The sequence below is a fragment of the Antarcticimicrobium sp. genome, from assembly GCF_029212575.1.
Classification (GTDB): domain Bacteria; phylum Pseudomonadota; class Alphaproteobacteria; order Rhodobacterales; family Rhodobacteraceae; genus Antarcticimicrobium.
In genome coordinates this window covers 1-26329 of record NZ_JARGPK010000077.1, presented here as the reverse complement: position 1 = coordinate 26329, position 26329 = coordinate 1, and the positions used below count along the sequence as shown (strand labels likewise).

Here is a 26329-nt window from a genome sequence, read left to right as displayed (position 1 = left end):
CGCCCTTTTTCGTCGCCTCGAAACCGACGCGAGGTCGGTTTTGCCGCAAATCCTGTCGGATGGCTTCTGAGCGGCGGCCTTCGCATGGCATACATCAGTCATAACAGACTCATCTCCGGAGCGCGGTATCATGAAGACCCATGTCAAAGCCCTGGTCGTCGGCGGCGGCGCCGTCGGCACGTCAATCGCCTATCACCTCGCTCGCGCGGGCTGGGACGACGTGATGCTGCTGGAGCGCGACGAGCTGACCAGCGGCTCGACCTGGCACGCGGCGGGCCTGCTGCCGCTGTTCAACATGTCCTACGCGACCACGCATATCCACAAATACTCGGTCGAGTTTTACAAGACGCTCGAGGCGGAGACCGGCCTGAACGCGGGCTTTGCCGTGGTCGGCAACCTGCGGATGGCGCAGACCGACGCGCGCATGGACGAATACAGGCTCTATGCCGCGACCGCCGAGACCTGCGATGTGCCTTACGAATGGCTGACCCCTGACGAGATCAAGGCGCGCTGGCCGCTGATCAATACAAGTGATCTGAAGGGTGCGCTTTATCATAGCACCGATGGCTATATTAACCCTGCCGACGTGACCCAGGCGATGGCGAAAGGCGCGCGGCAGCGCGGCGTGACGATCCAGCGCAAATGGCAGGCCGATGCCTTCCATTGGACTGGCAGCCATTGGGAGGTCACCTGTTCCAGGATGGTGGAACGGGGCGGCAATCTGGTGCCGTCGGACGAGACGATGGTGATTTCGGCCGAACATGTCGTCACCGCGTCGGGCAACCACGCGCAGCGAACGGCCAGAATGCTGGGCATCAAGATCCCGGCGATCCCGGTGGAGCATCAGTTCATCGTGATGGATCAGGACCCCGAACTGGTCAAATTCCGCGCGGCGGGCGGCGCCGAGCACCCGGTGGTCCGCGACGCCGACGCGCAATCCTATGTCCGCGAGGAGCGCGGCGGCTGGATTCTCGGGGTGTACGAGGAAAACGCTCCGGCCCGGTTTGAATACGGGGTGCCCGACAGCTTCCGCGCCGATCTGTTCCCGCTTGATCTGGAACGGATCGAAAGCCAGTACATGGCGATGATCCACCGGGTTCCGTCCTGCGCCGACAGCGGGCTCAAGGACGATTTCAACGGCCCGATCTGTTATACGCCCGACGGCAATCCGCTGGTCGGCCCGGCGCCGGGGCTGCGCAACATGTGGTTGGCCGAGGGGTTCTCCTTCGGCATCACGGCGGCCGGTGGCACCGGGTATTACCTGGCCCAGATGATGGTCGAGGGCGAGGCCGAGATCGACATGGCCTCCCTCGATCCCAAGCGCTATGCGCAAAACTGGATGACGACAGAATACGCCGCGCGCAAGAACGAGGAATGTTATGAGCACGTCTACATCCTGCATCACCCGGACGAGGAACGCCCGGCCTGCCGCCCGCTGCGCACCGCCCCAGCCTATGACCGGCAAAAGGCGCTGGGCGCGCAGTTCGGCTGCGTAAACGGATGGGAGCGGCCGAATTATTACGGCCCGCTGGATGCGCCCGAAACCTTCGACCACGACGCCCGCAGCTTCCGCCGCGGCGGCTGGTGGCAATACGCGGTGGACGAGGCCAGGGCGATCCGCGAGGGGGTGGGCCTGATCGACGCCACCGCCTTTACCAAGCACCTGGTCAAGGGGCCGGGCGCGACGCAGTTTCTCGACTGGTTCACCTGCAACAAGCTGCCCAAGGTCGGGCGCATCAACCTGACCTACGCGCTGACCGCCGCCGGCACCACGCGCACCGAATACACCATCGTGCGGCTGGGCGAGGACGAATACTACCTCGTGTCCGCCGGCGCCTGGAGCGCCTATGATGCCGACTTCCTGCGCAAGGCCGCCGAGGACAAGGCCCCCGAGTTTGGCTATATCGAGATCCAGGACGTGACCACCCAATGGGGTGTCTTCGCCATCGCCGGTCCGAAATCCCGCGACGTGCTGAACCAGATCGTCAAGGATGCCGATCCCGCCACGGTGCTGTCGAACAAGCGGTTCCCCTGGCTCAGCATGCGCGAGATCGAACTGGGCATGTGCCCGGTGCGCGCCATCCGCGTCGCCTATACCGGCGAGCTGGGGTGGGAGCTGCATCACCCGATGGAGATGCAGAATTACCTCTGGGATCAGCTGACGGCGGCGGGCGAGAAGCACGGGATGAAGCTGGTCGGCGCCCGCGCCCAGAACTGGCTGCGCCAGGAAAAATCCTACCGCGCCTTCGGCACCGAACTGGGCCGCGACGCCACCCCGCTGGAGGCCGATCTGCCGCGCTTCGTGGATCTGTCGAAGGAGTTCCACGGCAAGGCGGAAATGGAGGCCAAGGGCATCCGCGCCAAATGCTGCACCCTGCTGATCGACGGCCCCGACGACGCCGACCCCTGGGGGCGCGAGGCGCTCTATGACCGCGAGACCCGCGTCGGCCGTCTGACCTCCGGCGGCTACTCGGTGGCCTTCGGCAAATCCATCGGCATGGGCTATGTCACCGCCGATCTGGCGGTGCCGGGCACCCGGCTGAAGGTCCGGATGTTCAACGAGCTTTGGAACGCCGAAGTGGTCGAGGACAGCCCCTATGACCCGAAGAACGAGGCGATCCGCAAGGATGGCTGAACCAAAGGACCACTGATCCGACGGGTCGCGGGCAGATGCCGCGGCCCGTCTTCCTATTCGGCCTCAGGGCTTGGCCTTGCCGAAATCGTCCATCGTCAGAAGCCCGTCCGCGTTGCGGTCCATCCGGGCGAACCAGGTATCGGTGGCGTCGAGGAATTCCTGCTGCGAGACCTCGCCGTTCTTGTCCGCATCGCTGAACTCGCGGGCCAGCATGGCCGCGCCCGACCCCTTTTTCGGCCCGCCCTTGCCCATGCCCTGTTCCTTCATGTCGGCCAGGCGGGTTTCGTCGAACAGGTCGTACTCGGCACTGTCCAACTGGCCGTTCTCGTCGCTGTCGAACATGTAGAACAGCTCGGCCCGTTTCTCGCGCGCCTCTTCCAGCGTCACCGAACCGTCGCCGTCGAGATCCCAGTTCTCGATGAAATGGGCAGCGACGCCGGGCGGCATGCCGCTATTGCCGTTGCCCTGACCGGCCGCCATCGCTCCGGTGGCCGTCAGGATCAGCCCTGCGCAAACCGTCAGAAATCTTGTCATCCTCGGTCTCCCTTTCCGCCCGTTTTCGGGCTCACTCCACGCTCAACTCATCAAAGCATTCCAGTGCCTTGGCGGCGTACATCATCGCCGGACCGCCGCCCATCTGGATGCACATGCCCAGCACGTCGGCGACCTCTTCGCGGCTTGCGCCCGCCTTGATCAGCGTCTCAACGTGCAGCCCGATGCAGGATTCACAGCGATCCGCCACGGCGATGCCGAGGGCGATGAACTCTTTGGTCTTGAAGTCGAGCACGCCGCCCTCTTTCACCGCCTTGCTCAGCCCGCCGAATCCGCGCGTCGCCTCGGGGTTGGCGCGATTCAGGTTGCGCAGCCCGTCGCGGATCCCGGACAGTTTTTCCTTCCAGCCCATTATCATGCCTTTCACATTCCGGTTTTGCGATCATTGACCACGAAACCGCGTGACAGGCATTGATCTTGATCAGAAAGCGGGTTTTTCCGCGATCAGGGCCAGGTTGTTGGCCGGCATTTCCACCACCTCGACCAATTCCAGCCCGGCCGAGTGAAGCAGGTCGATCACGTCGAAGTCGTCCTTGTAGCCGATGCGCGGATCCTGCGCCGTCAGGCCGGCGTGAAACGCCGCGTCGCCGGGGCTGGTCAGCTCGCCGGCGCGCATGAAGGGGCCGTAGATCACGAACCGTCCACCGGGCGAAAGCGCGCGCGCGGCCTCGGCGATCAGCACCTCGGCCCAGTCCATCGGGATCAGGTGCAGAAGGTTGATCACCACGATCAGCGCCTGGCCCTGCATCCGTGCGCCCCAGCCGGGTGTGCAGGCGTCAAGGTCCAGCGCGGGCGCGATATTGGCGCAGCCGCTTTCACCGGCATGGGCGTCGATGCTGGCGCGCCGCGCCGCGTCCGGCTCGGTCGGTTGCCAGTGCAGGCCAGGGAGGCGCGCGACGAAGGCGGCGACATGCTGGCCGGTGCCGCTCGCGATCTCCAGTGCGCGGCCCTCGGTCGGCGCGACATCGGCCAGCAGATCGCAGATCGCATCGCAGTTGCGCACCGCCGAGGGGGCGATCAGCTTGTCGCCCCCGCCCTTGTTGGCGATGCTGGCGGTGTCGGGCAGGTTCAGATGTCCGGTCATGGCGAAACCCTCATTCGGGAAGTTGGATCGCATCGCGCGCGTGGATACGTGCCGAATCTGACATGGTCCGGCCAGATGCGAAAGCCCCGGATAGGGGCGCGCATTCCCAGCGCATCAAAAAAGGCCCCGGCGTGTGCCGGGGCCTTTCGGGTCGCTGCTACGTGCGACGTTACTGGGGAATGTCGCCGGTGATCCCCTCGACGAAAAAGTTCATGCCGGCCAGTGTGCCGTCGTCGGCGACCTCGCCCTCGGCCAGCCAGGCGCTGCCGTCCTGCTTGTTCAGCGGCCCGGTGAACGGGTGGTGTTCGCCGCTGGCGATCGCCGCCTTCAGCGCCAGCGCCTCGGCCTTCACGTCCGCCGGAACCGCGTCGGAAATCTCGCCGATCCCGACCATGCCCTGGCCGATGCCGTTCCAGGTGTTCACCGTCTCCCAGGTGCCATCCATCACCGCGCGGGTGCGCTCGATGTAATAGGGCGCCCAGTTGTCGATGATCGAGCTGACGCGCGGCATCGGCGCGTATTCGCCCATGTCCGAGGCCTGGCCGAAGGTGATCACGTTGCCGGCGTTCTTGGCGGCGGCCTGCGGCGCGGTACTGTCGGTGTGTTGCAGGATCACGTCGGCACCCTGTTCGATCAGCACCTTGGCGGCGTCTGCCTCTTTCGCCGGATCGAACCAGGTAAAGGCCCAGACGATCTTGAACTGCACGTCCGGGTTGACCTTCTTGGCGTGGATATAGGCCGAGTTGATGCCGCGGATGACCTCGGGGATCGGGTAGGAGCCGATATAGCCGACGATGTTCGACTTGGTCATTCGCCCGGCGATGGTGCCCTGCACCGCGCGCCCCTCGTAGAAGCGGGCGGAATAGACCGAGACGTTCGGCGCGGTCTTGTAGCCGGTGGCGTGCTCGAACTTCACGTTCGGGAACTTCTTGGCGACATTGATGGTCGGGTCCATGTAGCCGAACGAGGTGGTAAAGATCAGATCGGCGCCGTTCAGCGCCATCTGCGTCATCACCCGCTCCGAGTCCGGGCCCTCGGCCACGTTCTCGACAAAGACGGTTTCCACCTTGTCGCCGAACTCGGCCTCGACCGCCAGGCGGCCCTGATTGTGCTCATAGGTCCAGCCGCCGTCGCCGACCGGCCCGACATAGACAAAGCCGACCTTGGTTTTGTCCTGCGCCACCGCTCCGGTGGCCAGGCCCAGTACCATCGCGGCACTGGCGAGAAGAGATGTCAGTTTCATTCAGGGTCCCCCTGTTGGATGTCATTTGCCCCTAGTGCGAGGCATGGAAAATTCGGCCCAGCGAGGCAGGCGCGCTGCTCTTGTCGGCCGACAGGATCACGAGCACGAGGATCGTCACCAGATAGGGCGACATTGCCAGATACTCGACCGGAATGGCAACGCCGGCCGCTTGCAGATTGAGCTGCACGACAGTGACGCCGCCGAAAAGATAGGCGCCCAGCAGCACCCGCCAAGGTTTCCAGCTGGCGAAGACCACCAAGGCCAGCGCGATCCAGCCGACACCGGCGGTCATGCCTTCGGTCCACTGCGGCACCCGGATCAGGCTGATATAGGCTCCGCCAAGCCCGGCGCAGGCGCCGCCGAACAGGATCGCCGCGATGCGGATGCGCACCACCTTGTAACCCAGCGCATGGGCGGCGTCGTGGTTCTCGCCCACCGCGCGCAGGATCAGGCCCGCGCGGGTGTATTTCAGCACCGCCCAGACCGCCGCGATGATTCCGACGCCGAGATAGAGCATCAGGTCGTGGCTGAACAATATCGGCCCCAGCACCGGCAGATCGCTGAGGCCGGGGATATGGATGTCGGGCATTTGCGGCGGCTTGACGCCGACATAGCGCTGCCCCATGAGCGAGCTCAACCCCAGCCCGAACAGCGTCAGCGACAGCCCGCTCGCCACCTGGTTGGCCAGTGCCACCTGGGTGAGGATCACGAACAGCAGCGACAACAGCGCGCCGCCCACCGCCGCCCCCAGGAATCCCAGCCAGGGCGATCCGGTCTCGACCGCGATGGCGAACCCGCTGATCGCGCCGACGATCATCATCCCCTCGACCCCGAGGTTCAGAACCCCGGCCCGTTCCACCACAAGCTCGCCGATCGCCGCCAGCAGCAGCGGCGTCGCCGCCACCATCAGCGAGGCGATCAGCAGGACGGGATTGATTGCGGAAAGATCCATGTCACGCCACCTCCGGCTTGCGCCAGGCGACGCGGTAATTGGTCAGCAGATCCAGCGCCAGCAGGAAGAACAGCAGCATCCCCTGGAACACCTGGATCGCGGCGGCGGGCAGGCCCAGTTGCCCCTGCGCGATCTCGCCGCCGATATAGGTCAGCGCCATCAGCGCGCCGGCCAGCAGGATGCCCACCGGGTGCAGCCGCCCGAGAAAGGCCACGATGATCGCGGTGAACCCGTAGCCGACGTTGAAATCGATGCTCACCTGTCCGGCTGGACCGGCGACCTCGAACAGCCCCGCCAGCCCGGCCAGCGCGCCCGAGATGCCAAGACACATCAGAATCAGCCGCGCCGGGCGCACCCCGGAAAACCGCGCCGCGCGCGGCGCCGCGCCGGTCAGCCGGATCTGGAACCCCAGCATGTGCCGATTCAGCAGCACATAGGCGAAGATTACCGCGATCAGCGCCGCCACCACGCCCCAGTGCATGCCGGTCCCGGTGACGATCTCGGCGTTATGGGCGCTGGCGTATTGCTGCAGGTTGCGGCTGCCCGGAAAGCCAAACCCCTCGGGGTTCTTCAGCAGACCCAGCGACATCGACGCAAGGAACTGCTCGGCGACATAGACCAGCATCAGCGATACCAGGATCTCGTTGGTGCCGAAGCGCACCTTGAGGATGGCCGGGATCGTCGCCCAGGCCCAGCCGCCAAAGGCCCCCGCGATCACCATCAGCGGAAAGATGTACCAGGCCTCCAGCGGATAGAACGCCAGCCCCACGCCCGCCCCGGTCAGCGATCCGATGATGTATTGCCCCTCGGCGCCGATATTCCAGATCCCGGCGCGAAAGCCCAGGCTCAGCCCGATCGCGATCAGCACCAGCGGCGCCCCCTTCACCAGCAGTTGCGGGCGGTAATAGAAGGCGAACTCGCCGAACAGCGGCTCCCAGAAGATGGTCTCGATGGCCAGGAACGGGTTGGTGCCCAAGAGCCCGAACAGCAGCCCGCCGAACAGCATCGTCGCCAGCACCGCCACCAGCGGCGTCGCCATCGACCAGGCCTGCGACGGCTGCGGTCTTTTCTCCAGCCGGATCATGCGCGGCCCCCTGTTGTTCTTGTGCTATCGAAATCCCGTGCAGGAGGCCGGAACGGACCGCGTCGATCAGACATGCGCCACCTCCATGCCATGCGCCCCGCCCATCATCAGGCCGATCTCCTCGACCGTCAGTCCGGCGGTCGGGCGCGGCGTGCTCAGCCGCCCCTCGTTCAGCGCCGCGAACCGGTCGGCGATCTCCATCAGCTCGTCCAGGTCCTGGCTGATGCAGACCACCGCGGTCCCGCCCGCGGCAAGGTCCAGCAACGCCTGCCGGATCGCCGCGGCGGCCGCCGCATCGACCCCCCAAGTCGGCTGGTTCACCACCAGCACCTGCGGGGTCTGCAACACCTCGCGTCCGATCACGAATTTCTGCAGGTTGCCGCCCGAAAGCGCCCGCGCGGCGGTCTCCGGCCCCGGCGTGCGCACGTCGAACTCGGCGATGATACGCTCGGCGAATTCCCGTGTCGCGCCCCACCGGAGAAAGCCGTTGTGCGCCAGCTTCTCGCGCACCGCCCCGGTCAGCAGCGCGTTCTCCGTCAGGCTCATGTCCGGTGCCGCGGCATGGCCCAGCCGCTCCTCCGGTGCGGTCAGCAGCCCCAGCGCGCGCCGCGCCGTCGGCCCCAGCCGTCCGATCGGCTGCCCCATCAGCTTCACCGCGCCCGCCTCGGTCAGAACCTCGCCCGACAAAACGGCCAGCAATTCCTCCTGCCCGTTCCCGGCAACCCCGCCGATGCCGACGATCTCACCCTGCTGCACCGCCAGGTGCACGTTCTTCAGCGCGGTGCCAAAGGCCGAGGGGGCGGGCGCCGACAGCCCGGAGATGTCCAGCGCCACCTCGCCCAGGGCGCGCCCGGCGCGCTCGGGCGTCTGCAGCGTGCTGCCGACCATCATCTCGGCCATGTCGCGCGCCGTGGTCTCGCGCGGGGTGCAGGTGCCCACCACCTTGCCCAGTCGCAGGATCGTCGCGGTGTCGCAGAGCGTGCGGATCTCCTCAAGCTTGTGCGAGATGTAAAGGATCGCGGTGCCCTCGTCGCGCAGCTTGCGCAGGGTCTCGAACAGGATATCGACCTCCTGCGGGGTCAGAACGCTGGTCGGCTCGTCCATGATCAGCAGCTTGGGATCCTGCAACAGGCAGCGGATGATCTCGACTCGCTGACGCTCGCCCGCCGAAAGATCCCCGACCGTGCGGAACGGATCGAGCGGCAGCCCGTAGGTCTCGGACACCTCGCGGATGCGCGCGGCAAGATCGCGCATCGGCGGCGGGTTCTCCATCCCCAGCGCGATGTTCTCGGCCACGTTCAGCGCGTCGAACAGCGAAAAATGCTGGAACACCATGGCGATGCCGTCGGCCCGCGCCGCGCGCGGCTCGCCCGGCGCATAGGGGGCGCCGCGCAGCTCCATCGTGCCGCTGTCGGGTTTGACCAGCCCGTAGATCATCTTGACCAGCGTCGATTTTCCGGCGCCGTTCTCGCCCAGGAGCGCGTGCACCTCACCCACGCCGATCCGGAACGAGATATCGTCATTGGCGACCACGCCGGGATAGGCCTTGGTCAGCCCGTTCAGGTTCAGCAGGGTTTGGCTCACGCGCGTCGCTCCTTCGTCTGTGCCGCCTGCGCGGCGGGGCGCAACAGCTGCGCCGCCACGCCGATGGCGATCTGTTGCGGGTGTTTGCCGAACGACGGTGCGCCGATCGGGCAGGTGATCCGGGCGATAGCCTCGGGCCCATGCCCCAGCGCGCGCAGTCGCGACCGGAACCGCGCCCATTTCGTAGCCGATCCGATCAGCCCGGCAAAGCCGAACCCGTGCGACAGAAGCCGGTGACAAAGCTCCAGATCGAGCGCATGGGAATAGGTCACGATCAGATGCTCCGCGGCCTCCGGCGCATGGCGCACCAGGTCGGCGGGATTGGCGGCGGGCAGAACCGCGACCGCCTCCGGCACCCGCCCGGGAAACCGCTCCGCCGCGTAATCGACCCAGGTGATCGCCAGATCGGGCAGCGGAGAGAGCACATCGACCAGCGCGCGGCCCACATGCCCCGCGCCCCAGATCCACAGATCGCGGGCGGGCCGGGCCACCGGCTCCACCATCCAGCCGTCGATGAGTTGCGGCTCGGGCCGCAGCCCCTGCGCCCGCGCCCGGTCCAGCAATCGTCGCACCGCGAGCGGCATCTCCGCCGCCGCAGCAACCGGCCGGGCGATCACCGCGCCCTCCAGCGCCGCAACGGCCTCCGCATCATAAACTTCGCTCACCAGCACCACCGCCCCGCCGCAGCACTGGCCCAGCTCCGGCCCCAGCGCATGGCGGCTGAGGTGCGTGCGCCCGGTCTGCCCCCGCGCCGCCTGCGCCGCCGCGTGTTCCAGCGCACCGCCGCCGATGGTGCCCGACTGTCCGCGCTGCCAGACCAGCATCGCCGCCCCCGCCTCGCGCGGGGAGGAGCCGCGGATCTCGGCGATCACCACCCTTGTGACGCGGCCATGTTCCGCGACCGCCACTTTCAGCGCGTCGAGGTCAAAGCTCATCGCGCATCCCCCGCACCGCCGCCCAGACCCGCTCCGGCGTCGCCGGCGCGTCGAGGTCGGGATAGGACGGCCCGCAAGACGCCACCGCATCGCTCAGCGCCAGAAATGCCGAGATCCCCAGCATGAAAGGCGGCTCCCCCACCGCCTTGGAGCGATAGATGGTGTCCTCCCGGTTGCTCCCGTCCCAGAGCGCGACGTTGAACACGTCCGGCTGGTCGGAGAACGCCGGGATCTTGTAGGTGCTGGGCGCATGGGTGCGCAGCCGCCCCTTGTCATCCCAGACCAGTTCCTCGGTGGTCAGCCAGCCCGCGCCCTGCACATAACCGCCCTCGACCTGGCCGATGTCCAGCGCCGGGTTCAGGCTGGCGCCGGCGTCATGCAGGATGTCGGCGCGCAGGATGCGGTATTCGCCGCTGCGGGTATCCACCGCCACCTCGGTCACCGCCGCGCCATAGGCGAAATAGAAGAACGGCCGCCCGGTGCCCTTCACCCGGTCCCAGGCGACTTTGGGTGTCTTGTAGAACCCGGTGGACGACAGGCTGACCCGCCCCTCGTAGCAGCGCTTGGCGGCCTCGGAAAACGTCATGACCGCGCCGCCGATCTGTACGTTTCCGCCGTTGAAACGTACATCTTCGGGTCTCGCCTGGTGTTCGGCCGCCAGATGCTCCGCCATCCGATCCCGGATGGTGTCGCAGGCCGCCTTCACCGCCATCCCGTTCAGATCCGAACCCGAAGAGGCTGCGGTTGCCGAGGTATTGGGCACCTTGGCGGTATCGGTCGCGGTGATCTTCACCGCGCCTGGATCAATCCCGAACCGGCTGGCGGCCACCTGCGCCACCTTCTGGAACAACCCCTGTCCCATCTCGGTGCCGCCGTGGTTCAGATGCACCGAGCCGTCCTGATAGACATGCACCAGCGCGCCAGCCTGATTAAGATGCGTCAGCGTAAAGGAAATCCCGAACTTCACCGGCGAAAACGCGATCCCCTTCCTGATAGCGCCCTGCTCCGCGTTCCAAGCCGCCACGGCCTTTTTCCGCGCCGCGTAATCGCTGCTCTCCAGCAGCGCCCCGGTAATCCCGTGCAGCGCGAAATCCTCGACCTCCTGCCCATAGGGAGTGGTCTGGGGCAGGCCCGCGCGGCCGGTTTTTTTCTGGCCGGAAGTACTCCGGGGGGGCTCCGAAGGAGCGGGGGCAGCGCCCCCCACGACCGCTTCCGCATAGTAGTTCCGCCGCCTGAGCTCGACCGGCTCGATCCCGAGCTGATGCGCGGCGTGGTCCATCAGCCGCTCCATCCCCAGCATGCCCTGCGGCCCGCCGAAACCTCGGTAGGCGGTCGCGCTCTGGGTGTTGGTCTTTAGCCGGTGGCTCTCGATCCGCGCATTGGGCAGCAGATAGGCGCTGTCGGCGTGCAGCATGGCGCGGTCCGCCACCGGCAGCGACAGGTCCATCGCCCAGCCGCAGCGGGCGTATTGCACGAACTCGACCCCCTGGATCAGCCCGCCCTCATCGAAGCCGGCACGGTAGGCGATGCGGAAATCGTGCCGCTTGCCGGTGATCACCATGTCGTCGTCGCGGTCATAGCGCATCTTGCAGGGCCGCCCAGTCGCCCGCGCCGCCACCGCGCAGGACACCGCCAGCGCGTTGCCCTGGCTTTCCTTGCCGCCGAAGCCGCCGCCCATGCGGCGGATCTCGACGCGCACGCCATGCATCGGCACGCCGAGCGCCTCGGCCACCTTGTGCTGGATCTCGGTCGGGTGCTGGGTCGAGGACTGGACGATCATGTCGCCGCCCTCCTGCGGCAGCGCCAGCGCCGCCTGTCCCTCGAGATAGAAATGCTCCTGCCCGCCCATCTCGAAGCTGCCCTCGACCAGATGCGCCGCGCTGTCGATGGCGGCGGCCGCATCGCCCTTTTGCCAGATCACCGGCCCGCCCTCGAACCGGCTGTCGGCGGCCAGCGCCTGGTCGATGGTCAGGATCGGCGCTTCCTCGGAAATCCGCACGTCGCCCAGCCGCGCCGCCTTGCGCGCGGCAAGGTGGCTTTCGGCGACCACGAGAAACAGCGGCTGGCCGACGTAGTTCACCCGCTCCACCGCCAGCAGCGGCTCATCGTGGACCGAGGGCGAGACATCGTTGGCAAAGGGCAGATCACCGGCCGTCAGCACCGCCGCCACTCCCGTGGTGGAGCGCACGGCGGAAAGGTCCATCGCCTCGATGCGCCCGCGCGCCACCGGGCTGAGGCCAAAGGCCAGGTGCAGCGTGTCGCGCGGCATCGGCACGTCGTCGATATAGCGCGCGGTGCCGGTCACATGCAGGCGCGCGGCGTCATGGGGCAGGGGGCTGGTTACGCTCATGTCATGACCTCCAGCACCGAGGCGCCTTCGCCGCTGTCCTCCGCGAAATACCGCTCCAGCATCGCCCGTGCGGTTTCCAGCCGGTAGGCGGCACTGGCGCGCATGTCGCTCATCGGGGCGAAATCGGCGTCGAACCCTGCCTGGGCCATGCGGATCGTATCCGTCTCCCACTTCTGGCCCAGCAGCGCGCTTTCCACATGCGCCGCCCGTTTGGGAATGCCGGCCATGCCGCCAAAGGCGATGCGGGCCGAACTCACGATCCCGTCCTCGACCCGGATGTTGAAACAGCCGCAGAGGGCCGAGATGTCCTGGTCGAACCGCTTGGAGAGCTTGTAGCATTTCAGCCGGTCGTCCTGGCGCGGAAAGCTGACCGCCTCGACGAATTCGCCGGGCTGGCGGTCCTGCTTGCCGTAGTCGATGAAGAACTCCTCCAGCGGCATCGCCCGCCGTGTATCGGCGCGCCGCAGGTGCACCACCGCGTCCAGCGCGATCAGCGCCGGAGGGTTGTCCCCGATCGGCGAGCCATTGGCGATATTGCCGCCCACCGTCGCCGCCCCGCGCACCTGGGTCGAGCCGTAACGGCGGATCATTGCCGCGTAGGAGGGGTGCAGCGGCGCGATCGCCGCGCCGAAGCTGTTCATGTCGGTCATCGCGCCGACGCGCACCTCGTGTTCGCCGATCTCGACGCCCTTGAGGTCGGCGCAGCGGTTGAGGAAGATCACCGGGTCGAGGTCGCGCAGCGCCTTGGTGACCCAAAGCCCGACGTCGGTGGCCCCGGCCACCAGCGTGGCCTCGGGGCGTTCGGCATAGAGCGCGGCCAGCGTGTCGGCGCTTTGCGGCGCGGCCGGGAGCGCGGGGGTGCCGTTTTCCATCAGCCAGGCGGCGTCGCCCACCATCCACTCCGGCACCGGCTGGTCCGCCGCCGCCTCGGCGGCGCGCAGGATCGGCGCATAGCCGGTGCAGCGGCACAGGTTGCCCGCAAGGGCCGTCGCGTGGTCGGTGTCGCCGTTCAGATGCGCCACCGCCATCGACACCACGAATCCCGGCGTGCAGAACCCGCACTGGCTGCCGTGATGGTCGATCATCGCCTGCTGCACCGGGTGAAGCTGCCCCTTGGGGCCCGAGATCCCCTCGATGGTGCGCACCGCGCGCCCGTGCAGCTGCGGCAGCAGCAGGATGCAGGCGTTCAGCGCGCGCGCGCCCGACGCGTCCGTCACCATCACCGTGCAGGCGCCGCAATCGCCCTCGTTGCAGCCCTCCTTGGTTCCGGTCAACCCGCGCCTTTCGCGCAGCCAGTCCAGCAGCGTTTGCGTCGGTGCAACGCCTGACGGCGCAACAGCCTCTCCGTTCAGAAGAAACCTGATTTCCATTCTTGAAACCGGTCGCCTTACCCCGTTGAGCCCTGATGTGCCGGTCTTCGATGCGACGTAGAAGACAGGCGGGCCTTGTCCTTGTTGACCAAGGTTAGGGAGAGGCCCGGCGCCGACGCAAGGGAAACCGTGGTGCGGTTGGAGAGGGGGACGGCTGCGACATTCCCGCGCAATCGGCCAGAGAGGGTGAAAAGTGCATAAAAATCAGATGTTTAAATGGAATTCCGGCGCATTGGGCACCTGAAACTCTTTCAATATTTTCCGATTAATGGCGCCCGTTTTCTCAGCGATCACCGGTGCCGGTCAGATCGTTGTTGGCGGTGTCTTTCCCTGCCCGCGCCGGCGAGATAGCCTGCCGGCATGAGCAGCACCCCCCGATTCATCCATCTCCGCACCCATACCGAGTATTCGCTTCTGGAAGGGGCGGTGCGGCTGAAATCCTTCGTCGACGGGGGGAAGGATCCAAAGGACAAGAGTGGAAAAACAAGGCTCCCCGGCCTGTGCCAGACCCACGACATGCCCGCCGTCGCCCTGACCGACACCAACAACATGTTCGCGGCGCTGGAGTTTTCCGTCACCCTCTCGGGCGCGGGCATCCAGCCCATCGTCGGTTGCCAGGTCGATCTGGCCTATGACGGCGACGTGGCGCAGCCCGGCGCGCGCGTGCAGGCGCTGCCGACGGGGGCGCTGGTTCTGCTGGCGCAGAGCGAGCAGGGCTACGATAACCTGATGAAGCTGAACTCCTGCCTTTACCTGCGCGGCGACGGGCAGATGCCGCATGTGCTGATGGAGGAGCTGGAGCGCCACGGCGCGGGGTTGATCTGTCTCTCCGGCGGGCCGGAGGGGCCGGTGGGCCAGATGCTGCAACAGGGGCGGGCGGAAGAGGCCGGGGCGTTGATGCGGCGCCTTCACCGCATCTACGGCGACCGGCTTTATGTCGAGTTGCAGCGCCATCCCGGCGAGGAGGGCGCGCCCGAGGCCGAGCGGCTGACCGAGCGCGGTTTCGTCGAGATGGCCTATGCGATGGACATCCCGCTGGTGGCAACCAACGATGTGTACTTTCCGAACCCCGAAATGTACGAGGCGCATGACGCGCTGATCTGCATTGCCGACGGTGCCTATGTCGACCAGGCCGACCCGCGCCGCCACCTGACCCCGCAGCATTACTTCAAGTCGCAGCAGGAGATGGTCACGCTGTTCGCCGACCTGCCGGAGGCGGTGGAGAACACCGTCGAGATCGCCCGGCGCTGTGCCTTCATGACGTACAAGCGGGCGCCGATCCTGCCGAAGTTCGCAGATGACGAGGTCGAGGAACTGCGCCGCCAGGCCAAGGCGGGGCTGGCCGCCCGGCTGGCCGTGATCCCCCATGCCGTTCCGGTGGAGGAGTACGAAAAGCGGCTGGAATTCGAGATGGGCATCATCGAGAAGATGGGCTTTCCCGGCTATTTCCTGATCGTGGCCGATTTCATCAAGTGGTCCAAGGACAACAACATTCCCGTCGGGCCCGGGCGGGGGTCGGGCGCGGGGAGCCTGGTGGCCTATGCGCTGACCATCACCGACCTCGATCCGCTGCGCTACAGCCTGCTGTTCGAACGGTTCCTGAACCCCGAACGGGTCTCGATGCCCGACTTCGACATCGACTTCTGCATGGACCGCCGCGAAGAGACGATCCACTATGTGCAGCAGAAATACGGCCGCGACAAGGTCGGCCAGATTATCACCTTTGGCGCGCTTCTGTCCAAGGCGGCGGTGCGCGATATCGGCCGGGTACTGCAGATGCCCTATGGCCAGGTCGACCGGCTGTCGAAGATGATCCCGGTCGAGGGGGTCAAGCCGGTGAGCATCGAGAAGGCGCTGCAGGACGAGCCGCGCCTGCGCGAGGCGGCGGAGGAGGAAGAGGTGGTGAATCGCCTGCTGACCTATGGCCAGCAGGTCGAGGGGCTGCTGCGCAATGCCTCGACCCACGCCGCCGGGGTGGTGATCGGCGACCGGCCGCTGGACGAGCTGGTGCCGCTTTACCAGGATCCGCGCTCGGACATGCCGGCGACCCAATTCAACATGAAATGGGTGGAACAGGCCGGGTTGGTGAAGTTCGACTTTCTCGGCCTGAAAACCCTGACCGTGATCCAGAACGCTGTGGATCTGATCCTGCAATCGGGCCGGCCGCTGCATGTGGCTGCTGACGGTACCCAGCTGTACCAGCCGGCCGAGGGCGCCGAGAATCAGATCAACGCCATCCCGCTGGACGACGAGAAGACCTATCACCTCTACGCCCGGGCCAAGACGGTGGCGGTGTTCCAGGTGGAAAGCTCGGGCATGATGGATGCGCTCAAGCGCATGAAACCCACCTGCATCGAGGATATCGTGGCGCTGGTGGCGCTCTACCGGCCGGGCCCGATGGAGAACATCCCGACCTATTGCGAGGTCAAGAACGGCCAGCGCGAGATCACCTCGGTCCACCCCACGATCGATCACATCCTTGCCGAGACGCAGGGTATCATCGTTTATCAGGAACAGGTGATGCAGATCGCCCAGGTTATGGCGGGATACAGCCTTGGCGGCGCCGACCTGCTGCGCCGGGCGATGGGCAAGAAGATCGCCGAGGAAATGGCCAAGGAGCGCCCGAAGTTCGAAAAGGGCGCGATGGAGAACGGGGTCGACAAGAAGAAGGCATCGGAGGTCTTCGACCTGCTGGAGAAATTCGCCAACTACGGCTTCAACAAGTCGCACGCGGCGGCCTATGCGGTGGTCTCCTACCAGACCGCATGGCTGAAGGCGAACCACCCGGTCGAGTTCATGGCCGGGGTGATGAACTGCGATATCCACCTCACCGACAAGCTCGGCGTCTATTTCGAAGAGGTGCGCAAGGGGCTCAAGCTGCCCTGGGTGCCGCCCTGCGTCAACCGCTCGGAGGCGACCTTCAACGTTGTAGAGGGCGAGCTGGTCTATGGGCTCGGCGCGCTCAAGAACGTGGGGGTTGAGGCGATGCGGCTGGTGGTCGAGGGGCGCCGCGCCGAGGGGCAGGACCGGCCCTTTGCCACGCTTTACGATTTCGCCCGGCGGGTGGATCTGAAGAAGATCGGCAAGCGTCCGATGGAGATGCTGGCACGGGCCGGGGCATTCGACCAGCTCGACCGCAACCGGCGGCGGGTGTTCGACAGCCTCGATGCGCTGGTGGCCTATTCGGCGGCGATCCACGAGCAGAAGGCCAGCGCGCAGGTGTCGCTGTTTGGCGAGGCGGGGGCGGATCTGCCCGAGCCGAGGTTGAGCCCCGCGCCCGACTGGCTTCCGGCCGAGCGGCTGGCCGAGGAATTCAAGGCGGTGGGGTTCTACCTGTCGGGTCACCCGCTGGACGATTACATGGTGCCGCTCAAGCGCCGGGGCGTGCTGACGCTGGACGAGGTGACGGCAAAGGCCGGGAACGGCCCGCTGGTGGCCAAGCTCGCCGGGGTGGTGTCGTCCCGTCAGGAGCGCAAGTCGGCGCGCGGCAACCGCTTTGCCTTCGTGCAGTTGAGCGACCCGACCGGCGCCTACGAGGTGACGCTGTTTTCCGAGGCACTGGAGAAATCCCGCGATGCGCTGGAGACCGGATCGAAGGTGGTGATGACGGTCGAAGCGACGATGGAGAGCGACCAGTTGAAGCTGTTGGGCCGAGGCGTGGCGCCGGTCGATGCGGCGGTGGCGCAGGCGGGGACGGCGGGGCTGAGGATATTCGTCGAGGAGGCGGGGGCGGTGAGCACGGTTGCCACCATTCTCGAGGAGGCGGCCCGGGCCGCGCGCGGGGCGGCCAAGGGTCCGGTGCAGCTGTGCCTGCTGGACCCGGCGCTGCCGGGCGAGGTGGAGATGGACCTGGGCGCCGAGTTCGCCATCAACCCGCAGATCAAGGGCGCGTTAAAGAGCCTCGACGGGGTGCTGGACGTGGAGGAGTTGTAGGGGCGCGTGCACTAATGCCCTGTCATCCCCGCGAAAGCGGGGGCCTATATGCCTTGTTGCCCAAGTTCTGTGGTCCCCGCTTTCAGGGGGATGACGATGGAACCGCGTTCGAACGATGGTGCCCGGCTGTCAGGCCGGGCCGCGCCCGCCTCTCGGCGATTGCTTGCAATCGCCTGTCGGCAGGGCATTGCACAGCAATGCCCGAGAGACCCTCCCCCCGGGAGGGCGCATTGCGGAGGGTGTGCGCCGAAGGGGCGTTCGGCAGAGGGCCATCGCCGTGCTTCGCCCGAAAAGCGGGGAAGCGCCCACCCGTCGCCATTGTCGCCCGGACCAATGGCGCACCAATGACGACCGGGCACGGCCCTTCGTGCTTGCCCACGGCGCTTCGGATTGCCCCCCGCGTGGGAAAGAGCCGTCGCTCAGTAATGCGGCGGGCGTTCGTCGCCCAGCACCACGCCGCCGGTGCCCTCGGCCTCGCGGCTGGCCTCGCGCTGCATCAGCATCTCGACCCGGCGGGTCATCCGGTCGATCTCGCTCTGCTGGCGGGCGACGACATCGCTCAGGTCCTCGACGGTGCGGGCCAAGTGGGCCAGCCGTTCTTCGATCTGCTGCATCGCGTTCTCCTTTCCCGCCCAGATAGGCCGGCGCGGCGTGGGGCGCAACGTCACGCGATGCGCGGTCTTGCCCGGAGGGGCGATGCGCGGTCAGGCTGGGCACATCAGCGAGGGAGATACCATGAGCATTCAGATCGAAACCGACGGCCCGGTGCGCATCATCGCCATCGACCGACCCGCCGCCCGCAACGCGGTGAACCCGCAAACCGCGCAGGCGCTGTACGACACCTTTCTGGACTTCGACGCCGACCCCGACCTTGCCGTCGCGGTTCTGACCGGCAGCGGCGGGGCGTTCTGTGCCGGGTTCGATCTGAAGGCGGCAGGCTCAGGCGCCGCCGATGATTGGATCGCGCGGCTCGACATTCCCGACGACTGGTCCGATCCGATCGGCGATCCGCGCCCCGGCCCGATGGGACCGTCGCGGCTGATGCTGCGCAAGCCGGTGATCGCGGCGATCGAGGGGCACGCGGTGGCGGGCGGCATGGAGCTGGCGGCCTGGTGCGACATGCGGGTGATGGGGCAGGGGGCGACGACCGGCGTGTTCTGCCGCCGCTGGGGCGTGCCGCTGATCGACGGCGGCACGGTGCGGTTGCCGCGTATCCTCGGGCAGGGGAGGGCCAATGACCTGATCCTGACCGGCCGACCGGTGCAGGCCGAGGAGGCGCTTGCGATGGGCTTTGCCGACCGGGTTGTGCCGCAGGGCGGGGCGCTGGCGGCGGCGCAGGGGCTGGCCCGCGATCTGGCCCGGTTCCCGCAGGGGTGTTTGCGTGCCGATCACATGTCGGCGCGGTTGCCGCCCGCCGATCTGGCCGTCGCGCTGCGCCGCGAATGGGCCTCCTCCGCGCTGTTCGCCGACGAGGGGCGGGCAGGGGCGGCGCGCTTTGCCGCCGGCAAGGGGCGCGGCGGGGATTTCTCATCGCTCTGATCGGCGGGCCTTTGCGCCGCCTTGCCCCCCGGGGGGGGTTGGGATAGACCGCGCCGCGACAGGTGAGTGAGCAGGAGCCCGCGATGGCCAAGCCCAAGAAAACCCCCCGCCCCAAGGCCGAAACGCCGAAAGGCTTCCGCGACTATTTCGGCGCCGAGGTGACCCAGCGCAGCGAGATGCTGCGCCAGATCGCCGGGGTTTACCATCGCTACGGCTTTGACGCGCTGGAAAGCAGCGCGGTGGAGACGGTCGAGGCGCTGGGCAAGTTCCTGCCCGACGTGGACCGCCCCAACGAGGGCGTCTTCGCCTGGCAGGAGGGTGGCGAGGAGGATCGCGGCGACTGGCTGGCGCTGCGCTATGACCTGACCGCGCCGCTGGCGCGGGTCTATGCCCAGCATCGCAACGATCTGCCGACGCCCTATCGCCGCTATGCGATGGGGCCGGTCTGGCGCAACGAGAAGCCGGGGCCGGGGCGCTATCGCCAGTTCTATCAATGCGATGCCGATACCGTCGGCAGCGGCGCGATGGCCGCCGACGCCGAGATCTGCGCCATGCTGGCCGACACGCTGGAGGCGGTCGGCATGCCGCGCGGCGATTACCTGATCCGGGTGAATAATCGGAAGGTTCTGAACGGCGTGCTGGAGGCGATGGGGTTGGGGGATGACGCCGGCCTGCATGACGCGGTGCTGCGCACCATCGACAAGTTCGACAAGGTCGGCGAGGCCGGTGTGCGCGAATTGCTGGGCAAGGGGCGGCTGGATGCCTCTGGCGCCTATATCGACGGGGTGGGGCTGAGCGATGCGCAGGCCGAGCCGGTGGTTGCCTTTCTTACCTCCCGGGGCGCCGATGCGGCCGAGACGCTGGCCAACCTGCGCGCCGCCGTGGGCGAGAGCGCGATGGGCGCCGAGGGCGTGGCCGAGTTGGAGCAGATCGCCGATCTGCTTTCCGCGCAGGGCTATGGCCCTGACCGGATCGTGATCGACCCCTCGGTGGTGCGCGGCCTGGGGTATTACACCGGGCCGGTCTACGAGGCGGAGCTCACCTTCGAGATCTTCGACGAGAAGGGCCGCAAGCGGCAGTTCGGCTCGGTTGCAGGTGGCGGGCGCTATGACGATCTGGTCAAGCGCTTCACCGGGCAGAGCGTTCCGGCCACGGGGATTTCCATCGGGGTCGACCGGCTGCTGGCGGCGCTGCGCGAAAAGGGCCGGATCACCGCGCATGAGGTGGGCCCGGTGGTGGTCACCGTGATGGACCGCGACCGGATGGCGGATTACCAGGCGATGGTGGCCGAGCTGCGCAATGCCGGGATCCGCGCCGAGGTCTACCTCGGCAACCCCAAGAACTTCGGCAATCAGCTCAAGTATGCCGACCGTCGCCATTCCCCCGTCGCGGTGATCGAGGGCGGCGACGAGAAGGAGCGCGGCGTGGTGCAGATCAAGGATCTGATCCTGGGCGCCAAGATCGCCGAGAACGCGACGCTGGAGGAATGGAAGGAACGCCCGAGCCAGTTCGAGGTGCCGCGCGCCGATCTGGTCGCCAAGGTGCGCGAGATCCTGGGCCGCCAAGACGGCGGGCAGGGCTGATGCCGCGCCGCGCCCGCATTCTGGCCCGCGCCGCCCAGTTGCGCGCCTATTTTGAAGAGGTCGGCGCCCGGCCAGTGGAAACCCCGGTGCTGCAACCGGCCGAGACCCTGCTGGATCTTTACGGCGAGGATATTCGTGGCCGGGCCTACATGACCTCGGACGCGCTGCGCGGCGAGTTGATGCTGCGCCCAGACTTTACCGTGCCGGTGGTGCAGATGCATATGGCGCATGGGGCCGACCCGGCGCGCTATACCTATTCGGGCGAGGTGTTCCGCCGACAGGAGCACGACCCGGACCGCGACAACGAGTATATCCAGGTGGGGTACGAGGTGTTCGACCGCACCGACCCGGCGGCGGCGGATGCCGAGGTCTTTACCCTGATCGCGGGCACCCTGTCGGGGCTGCACCTGCGCGCGTCGACCGGCGATATCGGCATCCTGATGGCCGCCGTTGCCGGGCTGGAGACCACCGAGGCGCGCAAATCGGCACTGATGCGGCATATCTGGCGCCCGCGTCGGTTCCGCGCGTTGCTGGATCGCTATTCGGGGCGCGCGCCGATGCCCGCGACCCGGACCGCGCTGTTGGCGGCCGCCGACCCGATGGCCGAGGCCGGGCCGCAGATCGGGCTGCGCAGCCGTGCCGATATCGAGGCGCGGATCGAGGCGCTGCGGTTCGATGTCGCCGCGCCGAAGATCTCGGAACGCGAGATGACCGCGCTGGAAATCCTGCTGGCGGTGCGCGAGACGCTGCCTTTCGCGCTGGAACGGTTGCGCGACGTGGCGGTGGACCTGCCACAGATCACCCCGGCGCTGGACCGGCTCGAGGCGCGGATCGGTGCGCTTGCGGCGCGCGGGGTCGAGGTGGAGACCCTGGAGTTCGAGGCCAGCTATGGCCGCACCTCGATGGAGTATTACGACGGTTTCGTCTTTGGCTTTTACGCCGCGACGCGGGCCGATCTGCCGCCGGTGGCGACCGGCGGGCGCTATGACGCGCTGACCCGGGCGCTGGGCGATGGAACCGAGATCCCGGCGGTGGGCGGGGTGCTGCGCCCCGGCGTGATGCTGACGCTCGAGGAGGCGGCGCGATGAGTGTGAAGCTGGGCGTGCCCTCCAAGGGGCGGCTGATGGACAAAACCTTTGACTGGTTCGAGAAACACGGCATCCGGCTGAGCCGCACCGGGTCCGACCGGGAGTATTCCGGCGCGGTCGAGGGGATCGAGGGGGTGTCGCTGGTGCTGCTGTCGGCGGGGGAGATCCCGCGCGAACTGGCCGCCGGGCGCATTCACCTTGGCGTCACCGGCACCGACCTGGTGCAGGAGAAGCTGCCGCGCTGGGAGCAGCAGGTCGAGGAGATCGCGCCGCTGGGCTTTGGCCAGGCCGATCTGATCCTTGCGGTGCCAGGCTGCTGGGTGGATGTCGACACGCTCGACGATCTGGACGCGGCGGCGGCGGGGTTTCGCGCGCGCCACGGCTTCCGGCTGCGCATCGCGACCAAGTATCACCGGCTGGTGCGCGATTTCCTGACCGACGCTGGCGTTGCCGATTACCAGCTGGTCGACAGACAGGGCGCCACCGAGGGCACCGTCAAGAACGAGACTGCCGAGGCGATCGCCGACATCACCTCGACCGGCGAGACGCTGCGGGCCAATCACCTGAAGATCCTCGGCGACGGGCTGGTTCTGCGCAGCCAGGCGACGCTCTGGCGCAGCCGGGTGGCCGAATGCGACGCGACGGAAAAGGCGGCGCTGAAGGCGCTGCTGAAACGGGTGGACGGCTGAGGGTCTGCCTGGGCGATTCCGGGTCAGACCCGGGAGGGCAGGGGAGGGGTCCGGTTCACAGCACCCCGATTTCGGCCAGCGCGCGGTCCAGATCCTCGGGCAGGGCGTCTTCCTGCATGCGGCCTGCGGGCAGGTCGGCCGGCGCATCCTCGGGGCGCAGGTAGCGCCAGCCCTGGAACGGGCGGCGCGGCGCGGCGCGGGTCAGCACCACATCGGGGTCGAGCACGATGCCGCAACGGGTGATCCCGTCGCCGCCCGTGACCTCGTCCAGCCGCAGGATGCGCTGGCGGGCCAGCACCTGCCCCTTGAACACCCAGTAGAGCGAGCCGCCGTTCAGAAGCTCTTCGGCGCGCTTGGGCCACATCCGGGTGACGTGGCGCGGCAGCCCGTCGGGCCCGTGCGCACGCGGGGTCTTTTGCCAGTCGAGCAGGTCTTGTACCGCCTCGGCACCGACGCAGAGCTTGATCAGGTTTATGGTGTCGGTCACGCGAGTCGCCCCCATGGTTCGAGGCTCATATTGTAGAGCTTGATCGAGGGACTGCAATCTGTGGTGGGAAATGGCGCAAAAACGTGATCTTTCCGGGCCGCACGGGGGACGGGACGTGTTGTGGTTTTCGGTCGGATTGGTGTATCGTGGGCCTCCGTTTCCGGATCGTTTTCTCCGCCAAGGACAGCCGCCATGACCCGTTTCGCCGCCCCCATCGCCGAGCAGATCTGGGATATGAAGTACCGCTTCAAATCCGCCGACGGTGTGCCGATCGACCTGACGGTCGAGGACAGCTGGCGGCGGATCGCCCGCGATCTGGCCCGGGTCGAGTCGGACCCGGACCTCTGGGAAGAGCGGTTCTATGCGGCGCTGGAGGATTTCAAGTACCTGCCCGCCGGGCGTATCACCGCCGGCGCCGGCACCGCCCGCGAGGTGACGCTGTTCAACTGTTTCGTCATGGGCACGATTCCGGATACCATGGGCGGCATTTTCGACATGCTCAAAGAGGCCGCGCTGACCATGCAGCAGGGCGGTGGCATCGGCTATGATTTCTCGACCATCCGGCCCCGGGGCGCCGCCGTTGCGGGCGTGGCCGCCGATGCCTCGGGCCCGTTGTCGTTCATGGATGTCTGGGATGCGATGTGCCGCACCATCATGTCGGCCGGGTCGCGCCGGGGGGCGATGATGGCGACGATGCGCTGCGATCACCCCGATGTCGAGGCGTTCATCACCGCCAAGTCCGACCCCGCCCGGCTGCGCATGTTCAACATGTCGGTGCTGGTTACCGATGCCTTCATGGAGGCGGTCAAGGCCGATGCCCCGTGGGAACTGCAATTCGACGGCAAGGTTTATCACACCGTCGAGGCGCGCGACCTGTGGAACAAGATCATGCAGGCCACCTATGATTACGCCGAACCCGGCGTGATCTTCATCGACCGCATCAACGCCGCCAACAACCTCAGCTATTGCGAAACCATCGCGGCCACCAACCCCTGCGGCGAGCAGCCGCTGCCGCCCTATGGCGCCTGCCTGCTGGGCTCGATCAACCTGGCCCGGCTGGTCAGCGATCCGTTCGGACCGGAGGCGGCGCTGGACCTGGCGGCGCTGTCGGAACTGGTCGCGACCGCCGTGCGGATGATGGACAACGTGGTCGACACCTCGAAATTCCCGCTGCCCGAGCAGGCCGCCGAGGCGCAGGCCAAGCGGCGGATCGGGCTGGGGGTGACCGGGCTGGCCGATGCGCTGCTGATGCTGGGGCTGCGGTACGGCAGCGAAGAGGCCGCGCAGCAGACCGAGGACTGGCTGCACGCCATCGCGCGGGCCTCCTATCTTGCCTCGGTCGAGCTGGCCCGCGAAAAGGGCGCCTTTCCGCTGTTCGAGGCGGAGAAATTCCTCGCCTCCGGTGCCATGCAGCACATGGACGCGGACGTGCGCGCGGCGATTGCCGAGCATGGCATCCGCAACGCGCTGCTGACCTCGATCGCCCCGACCGGCACGATCAGCCTGTACGCTGGCAATGTGTCCAGCGGGATCGAGCCGGTCTTTGCCTATAGCTATACCCGCAAGGTGCTGCAAAAGGATGGCTCGCGCAGCGAGGAAGAGGTGGTCGATTACGCCGTGCAGATGTGGCGCGACAAGTTCGGCGAGGCCGAGTTGCCGGAGTTCTTTGTCAACGCCCAGACGCTGGCGCCGCTGGATCACGTGCGGATGCAGGCGGCGGCGCAGAAATGGATCGACAGCTCGATCTCCAAGACCATCAACTGCCCCGAAGACATCGATTTCGACGCGTTCAAGGATGTCTACATGCAGGCCTATGAGACCGGCTGCAAGGGCTGCACCACCTACCGGCCCAACGATGTGACGGGGTCGGTGTTGAGTGTGTCGGGCGAGAAGCCGACAGAAAAAGCTCCAGTTCTTTCACGCAGAGAGCGTTTGAAAATGTCGCGAAAAAAAGCGACAAAGACGCAGACTGAGGTCGCGGAAGTTCTCGGGATTGCTCACTCGTATTATAACGAAATAGAAAACGGCAAGAAACCTCTGCGTGCAGAACATGCGGAGGCTTTGGGCAAGTTGTTCTCAGTGAAACCTTCATGGCTAATGTTCGGAGACGCAGAAGGTGCCCCCGAAGTCGTCACCCATACCGACGCCGAACCGCAGACCCCGCATGGCGACGTCGTCTACATGTCCGAGCCGCTGGACCGGCCGCAGGCGTTGGAGGGCAATACCTACAAGCTGAAATGGCCCGACAGCGAACACGCCATCTACCTGACCATCAACGATATTATCATCAACGGCCATCGCCGCCCGTTCGAGGTGTTCATCAACTCCAAGAACATGGAACATTTTGCCTGGACCGTGGCGCTGACCCGGATGATCTCGGCGGTGTTCCGGCGCGGCGGCGACGTGAGTTTCGTCGTCGAGGAGCTCAAGGCCGTGTTCGACCCACGCGGCGGCGCCTGGGTGCAGGGCAAGTACATCCCGTCGATCCTGGCCGCCATCGGTGGTGTACTGGAACGGCACATGGTCTCGATCGGCTTTCTCGCCGGCGAGGGGATGGGGCTGAAAAGCGACCCGCGGGCGCAGGTCGTCAACCTCGACGCCCCGCGCGGCAAGGCTTGCCCGTCTTGCGGCCAATACGAGATGCGGATGATCGAAGGCTGCATGACCTGCGCCAGCTGCGGCTATTCGAAGTGTGGCTGAGGTGTGGGGGTATTCTTGTTGGTTGTAGGACACACGATAAAATGTCCATTTCCGGGGTAATTTGACCATTCCGGCAGAGGATTAATGACCATCGGCCGCGCTGCGGTCGGTGGTTTTGTTTTAAATCAATGCCTTATAGATTGGGCCGTCTCGGCCGGCTGAATCGTCCCAGATTGCCGCCCAAGCTTGGTGCTCCCGTTGACCCACTGACAGCTTTGCCGCAGGAGTAGGCCTCAAATCCGGCCGGGTTCTTTCATCCATCACCTTGAGCACGCCACGCGGCTCAAGGTCTGAGCGGCGCTATGCGCCCGGGAAGGACCAATCATGACGAAGATCAAATTCATCGAGGCCCGCTTCTTTGATGACAATCAAGGTGAGCTGGCGATACGCGGCCACGTGGTCCAAGGAAGAACAGGAGGCATCGGCCGCTGCCTATGTGCCGCTGATCTTCGATCCGGGCGAGGCCTACCAGTTCGACTGGAGCCATGAGATCGTGGTAATTGATGGCGCAACGACCACCG

The 26329-nt window shown here is 66.7% G+C and carries 19 protein-coding genes and 1 pseudogene; 8 read left to right on the top strand and 12 right to left on the bottom strand.

Features of this window, described 5'->3' with window-relative positions:
- Window positions 1–130: 130 nt before the first annotated feature.
- Window positions 131–2635, top strand: coding sequence for an FAD-dependent oxidoreductase (locus P1U75_RS16805; RefSeq protein ID WP_300245279.1), 2505 nt, complete (start codon window positions 131–133; stop codon window positions 2633–2635).
- Window positions 2636–2698: 63 nt separating this feature from the next.
- On the opposite strand, the gene P1U75_RS16800 is transcribed toward P1U75_RS16805, so the two are convergent.
- The 10 genes from P1U75_RS16800 to xdhA form a co-directional block, all read right to left on the bottom strand.
- Complete coding sequence (locus P1U75_RS16800; protein WP_300245277.1) at window positions 2699–3169, bottom strand: EF-hand domain-containing protein; 471 nt, start codon at window positions 3167–3169, stop codon at window positions 2699–2701.
- 31 nt (window positions 3170–3200) lie between these two features.
- On the bottom strand, window positions 3201–3539 hold the full coding sequence (locus P1U75_RS16795) for a carboxymuconolactone decarboxylase family protein (RefSeq protein ID WP_300245276.1): 339 nt from the start codon (window positions 3537–3539) through the stop codon (window positions 3201–3203).
- 69 nt (window positions 3540–3608) lie between these two features.
- Window positions 3609–4271 carry a DUF938 domain-containing protein gene (locus P1U75_RS16790; protein ID WP_300245275.1) on the bottom strand — a complete coding sequence of 221 codons (663 nt, stop codon included), beginning with the start codon at window positions 4269–4271 and terminating at the stop codon, window positions 3609–3611.
- Window positions 4272–4440: 169 nt separating this feature from the next.
- Window positions 4441–5514: a BMP family ABC transporter substrate-binding protein gene (locus tag P1U75_RS16785; RefSeq protein ID WP_300245273.1), complete on the bottom strand. Its 1074-nt coding sequence runs from the start codon at window positions 5512–5514 to the stop codon at window positions 4441–4443.
- Window positions 5515–5545: 31 nt separating this feature from the next.
- Entirely contained in the window at window positions 5546–6466 is a 921-nt protein-coding gene (locus P1U75_RS16780; RefSeq protein WP_300245272.1) for an ABC transporter permease, read from the bottom strand.
- A 1-nt stretch (window position 6467) separates the two neighbouring features.
- Window positions 6468–7550, bottom strand: a complete 1083-nt coding sequence (locus P1U75_RS16775; protein WP_300245271.1) for an ABC transporter permease — start codon at window positions 7548–7550, stop codon at window positions 6468–6470.
- A 66-nt stretch (window positions 7551–7616) separates the two neighbouring features.
- Window positions 7617–9134 (bottom strand): ABC transporter ATP-binding protein, encoded by a 1518-nt coding sequence (locus P1U75_RS16770; protein ID WP_300245269.1) that lies wholly within the window; start codon window positions 9132–9134, stop codon window positions 7617–7619.
- Window positions 9131–10069, bottom strand: a complete 939-nt coding sequence (gene xdhC, locus P1U75_RS16765) for a xanthine dehydrogenase accessory protein XdhC (RefSeq protein WP_300245267.1) — start codon at window positions 10067–10069, stop codon at window positions 9131–9133. Before xdhC ends, P1U75_RS16770 begins: the two co-directional genes overlap by 4 nt.
- Entirely contained in the window at window positions 10059–12419 is a 2361-nt protein-coding gene (gene xdhB, locus P1U75_RS16760) for a xanthine dehydrogenase molybdopterin binding subunit (RefSeq protein WP_300245266.1), read from the bottom strand. Before xdhB ends, xdhC begins: the two co-directional genes overlap by 11 nt.
- The gene (xdhA, locus tag P1U75_RS16755) at window positions 12416–13789 is read right to left on the bottom strand and encodes a xanthine dehydrogenase small subunit (RefSeq protein ID WP_300245265.1); all 1374 of its coding nucleotides are present in this window, start codon (window positions 13787–13789) and stop codon (window positions 12416–12418) included. The genes xdhB and xdhA overlap by 4 nt, the downstream gene beginning before the upstream one ends.
- A gap of 360 nt (window positions 13790–14149) precedes the next feature.
- On the opposite strand from xdhA, the gene dnaE reads away from it, so the two are divergent.
- Window positions 14150–17722, top strand: a complete 3573-nt coding sequence (dnaE, locus tag P1U75_RS16750; protein WP_300245263.1) for a DNA polymerase III subunit alpha — start codon at window positions 14150–14152, stop codon at window positions 17720–17722.
- A gap of 419 nt (window positions 17723–18141) precedes the next feature.
- On the opposite strand, the gene P1U75_RS16745 is transcribed toward dnaE, so the two are convergent.
- On the bottom strand, window positions 18142–18336 hold the full coding sequence (locus P1U75_RS16745) for a SlyX family protein (protein ID WP_300245262.1): 195 nt from the start codon (window positions 18334–18336) through the stop codon (window positions 18142–18144).
- Window positions 18337–18457: 121 nt separating this feature from the next.
- Between P1U75_RS16745 and P1U75_RS16740 the strand changes: the two genes are divergently transcribed.
- The 4 genes from P1U75_RS16740 to hisG all read left to right on the top strand — a co-directional run bounded on the left by P1U75_RS16740 (window position 18458) and on the right by hisG (window position 22621).
- Entirely contained in the window at window positions 18458–19261 is an 804-nt protein-coding gene (locus P1U75_RS16740; RefSeq protein ID WP_300245260.1) for a crotonase/enoyl-CoA hydratase family protein, read from the top strand.
- Window positions 19262–19344: 83 nt separating this feature from the next.
- Window positions 19345–20844: a histidine--tRNA ligase gene (gene hisS, locus P1U75_RS16735; RefSeq protein WP_300245258.1), complete on the top strand. Its 1500-nt coding sequence runs from the start codon at window positions 19345–19347 to the stop codon at window positions 20842–20844.
- Window positions 20844–21932: an ATP phosphoribosyltransferase regulatory subunit gene (locus tag P1U75_RS16730; RefSeq protein ID WP_300245256.1), complete on the top strand. Its 1089-nt coding sequence runs from the start codon at window positions 20844–20846 to the stop codon at window positions 21930–21932. Before hisS ends, P1U75_RS16730 begins: the two co-directional genes overlap by 1 nt.
- Window positions 21929–22621, top strand: coding sequence for an ATP phosphoribosyltransferase (hisG, locus tag P1U75_RS16725; protein WP_300245254.1), 693 nt, complete (start codon window positions 21929–21931; stop codon window positions 22619–22621). The genes P1U75_RS16730 and hisG overlap by 4 nt, the downstream gene beginning before the upstream one ends.
- Before the next feature lie 55 nt (window positions 22622–22676).
- On the opposite strand, the gene P1U75_RS16720 is transcribed toward hisG, so the two are convergent.
- Window positions 22677–23108 (bottom strand): DUF1489 domain-containing protein, encoded by a 432-nt coding sequence (locus tag P1U75_RS16720; RefSeq protein WP_300245253.1) that lies wholly within the window; start codon window positions 23106–23108, stop codon window positions 22677–22679.
- 192 nt (window positions 23109–23300) lie between these two features.
- On the opposite strand from P1U75_RS16720, the gene P1U75_RS16715 reads away from it, so the two are divergent.
- Window positions 23301–25808 (top strand): adenosylcobalamin-dependent ribonucleoside-diphosphate reductase, encoded by a 2508-nt coding sequence (locus tag P1U75_RS16715; RefSeq protein ID WP_300245252.1) that lies wholly within the window; start codon window positions 23301–23303, stop codon window positions 25806–25808.
- Between the two features lie 382 nt (window positions 25809–26190).
- Window positions 26191–26329 (top strand): annotated as a pseudogene (locus P1U75_RS16710) (IS21 family transposase); the annotation flags it as partial.

Excerpts from the sequence above, each read along its gene's own strand:
- P1U75_RS16805 (WP_300245279.1), top strand. The coding sequence starts at position 131 with ATGAAGACCCATGTCAAAGCCCTGGTCGTCGGCGGCGGCGCCGTCGGC.
- P1U75_RS16800 (WP_300245277.1), bottom strand. The coding sequence starts at position 3,169 with ATGACAAGATTTCTGACGGTTTGCGCAGGGCTGATCCTGACGGCCACC.
- P1U75_RS16795 (WP_300245276.1), bottom strand. The coding sequence starts at position 3,539 with ATGGGCTGGAAGGAAAAACTGTCCGGGATCCGCGACGGGCTGCGCAAC.
- P1U75_RS16790 (WP_300245275.1), bottom strand. The coding sequence starts at position 4,271 with ATGACCGGACATCTGAACCTGCCCGACACCGCCAGCATCGCCAACAAG.
- P1U75_RS16785 (WP_300245273.1), bottom strand. The coding sequence starts at position 5,514 with ATGAAACTGACATCTCTTCTCGCCAGTGCCGCGATGGTACTGGGCCTG.
- P1U75_RS16780 (WP_300245272.1), bottom strand. The coding sequence starts at position 6,466 with ATGGATCTTTCCGCAATCAATCCCGTCCTGCTGATCGCCTCGCTGATG.
- P1U75_RS16775 (WP_300245271.1), bottom strand. The coding sequence starts at position 7,550 with ATGATCCGGCTGGAGAAAAGACCGCAGCCGTCGCAGGCCTGGTCGATG.
- xdhC (WP_300245267.1), bottom strand. The coding sequence starts at position 10,069 with ATGAGCTTTGACCTCGACGCGCTGAAAGTGGCGGTCGCGGAACATGGC.
- xdhB (WP_300245266.1), bottom strand. The coding sequence starts at position 12,419 with ATGAGCGTAACCAGCCCCCTGCCCCATGACGCCGCGCGCCTGCATGTG.
- xdhA (WP_300245265.1), bottom strand. The coding sequence starts at position 13,789 with ATGGAAATCAGGTTTCTTCTGAACGGAGAGGCTGTTGCGCCGTCAGGC.
- dnaE (WP_300245263.1), top strand. The coding sequence starts at position 14,150 with ATGAGCAGCACCCCCCGATTCATCCATCTCCGCACCCATACCGAGTAT.
- P1U75_RS16745 (WP_300245262.1), bottom strand. The coding sequence starts at position 18,336 with ATGCAGCAGATCGAAGAACGGCTGGCCCACTTGGCCCGCACCGTCGAG.
- P1U75_RS16740 (WP_300245260.1), top strand. The coding sequence starts at position 18,458 with ATGAGCATTCAGATCGAAACCGACGGCCCGGTGCGCATCATCGCCATC.
- hisS (WP_300245258.1), top strand. The coding sequence starts at position 19,345 with ATGGCCAAGCCCAAGAAAACCCCCCGCCCCAAGGCCGAAACGCCGAAA.
- P1U75_RS16730 (WP_300245256.1), top strand. The coding sequence starts at position 20,844 with ATGCCGCGCCGCGCCCGCATTCTGGCCCGCGCCGCCCAGTTGCGCGCC.
- hisG (WP_300245254.1), top strand. The coding sequence starts at position 21,929 with ATGAGTGTGAAGCTGGGCGTGCCCTCCAAGGGGCGGCTGATGGACAAA.
- P1U75_RS16715 (WP_300245252.1), top strand. The coding sequence starts at position 23,301 with ATGACCCGTTTCGCCGCCCCCATCGCCGAGCAGATCTGGGATATGAAG.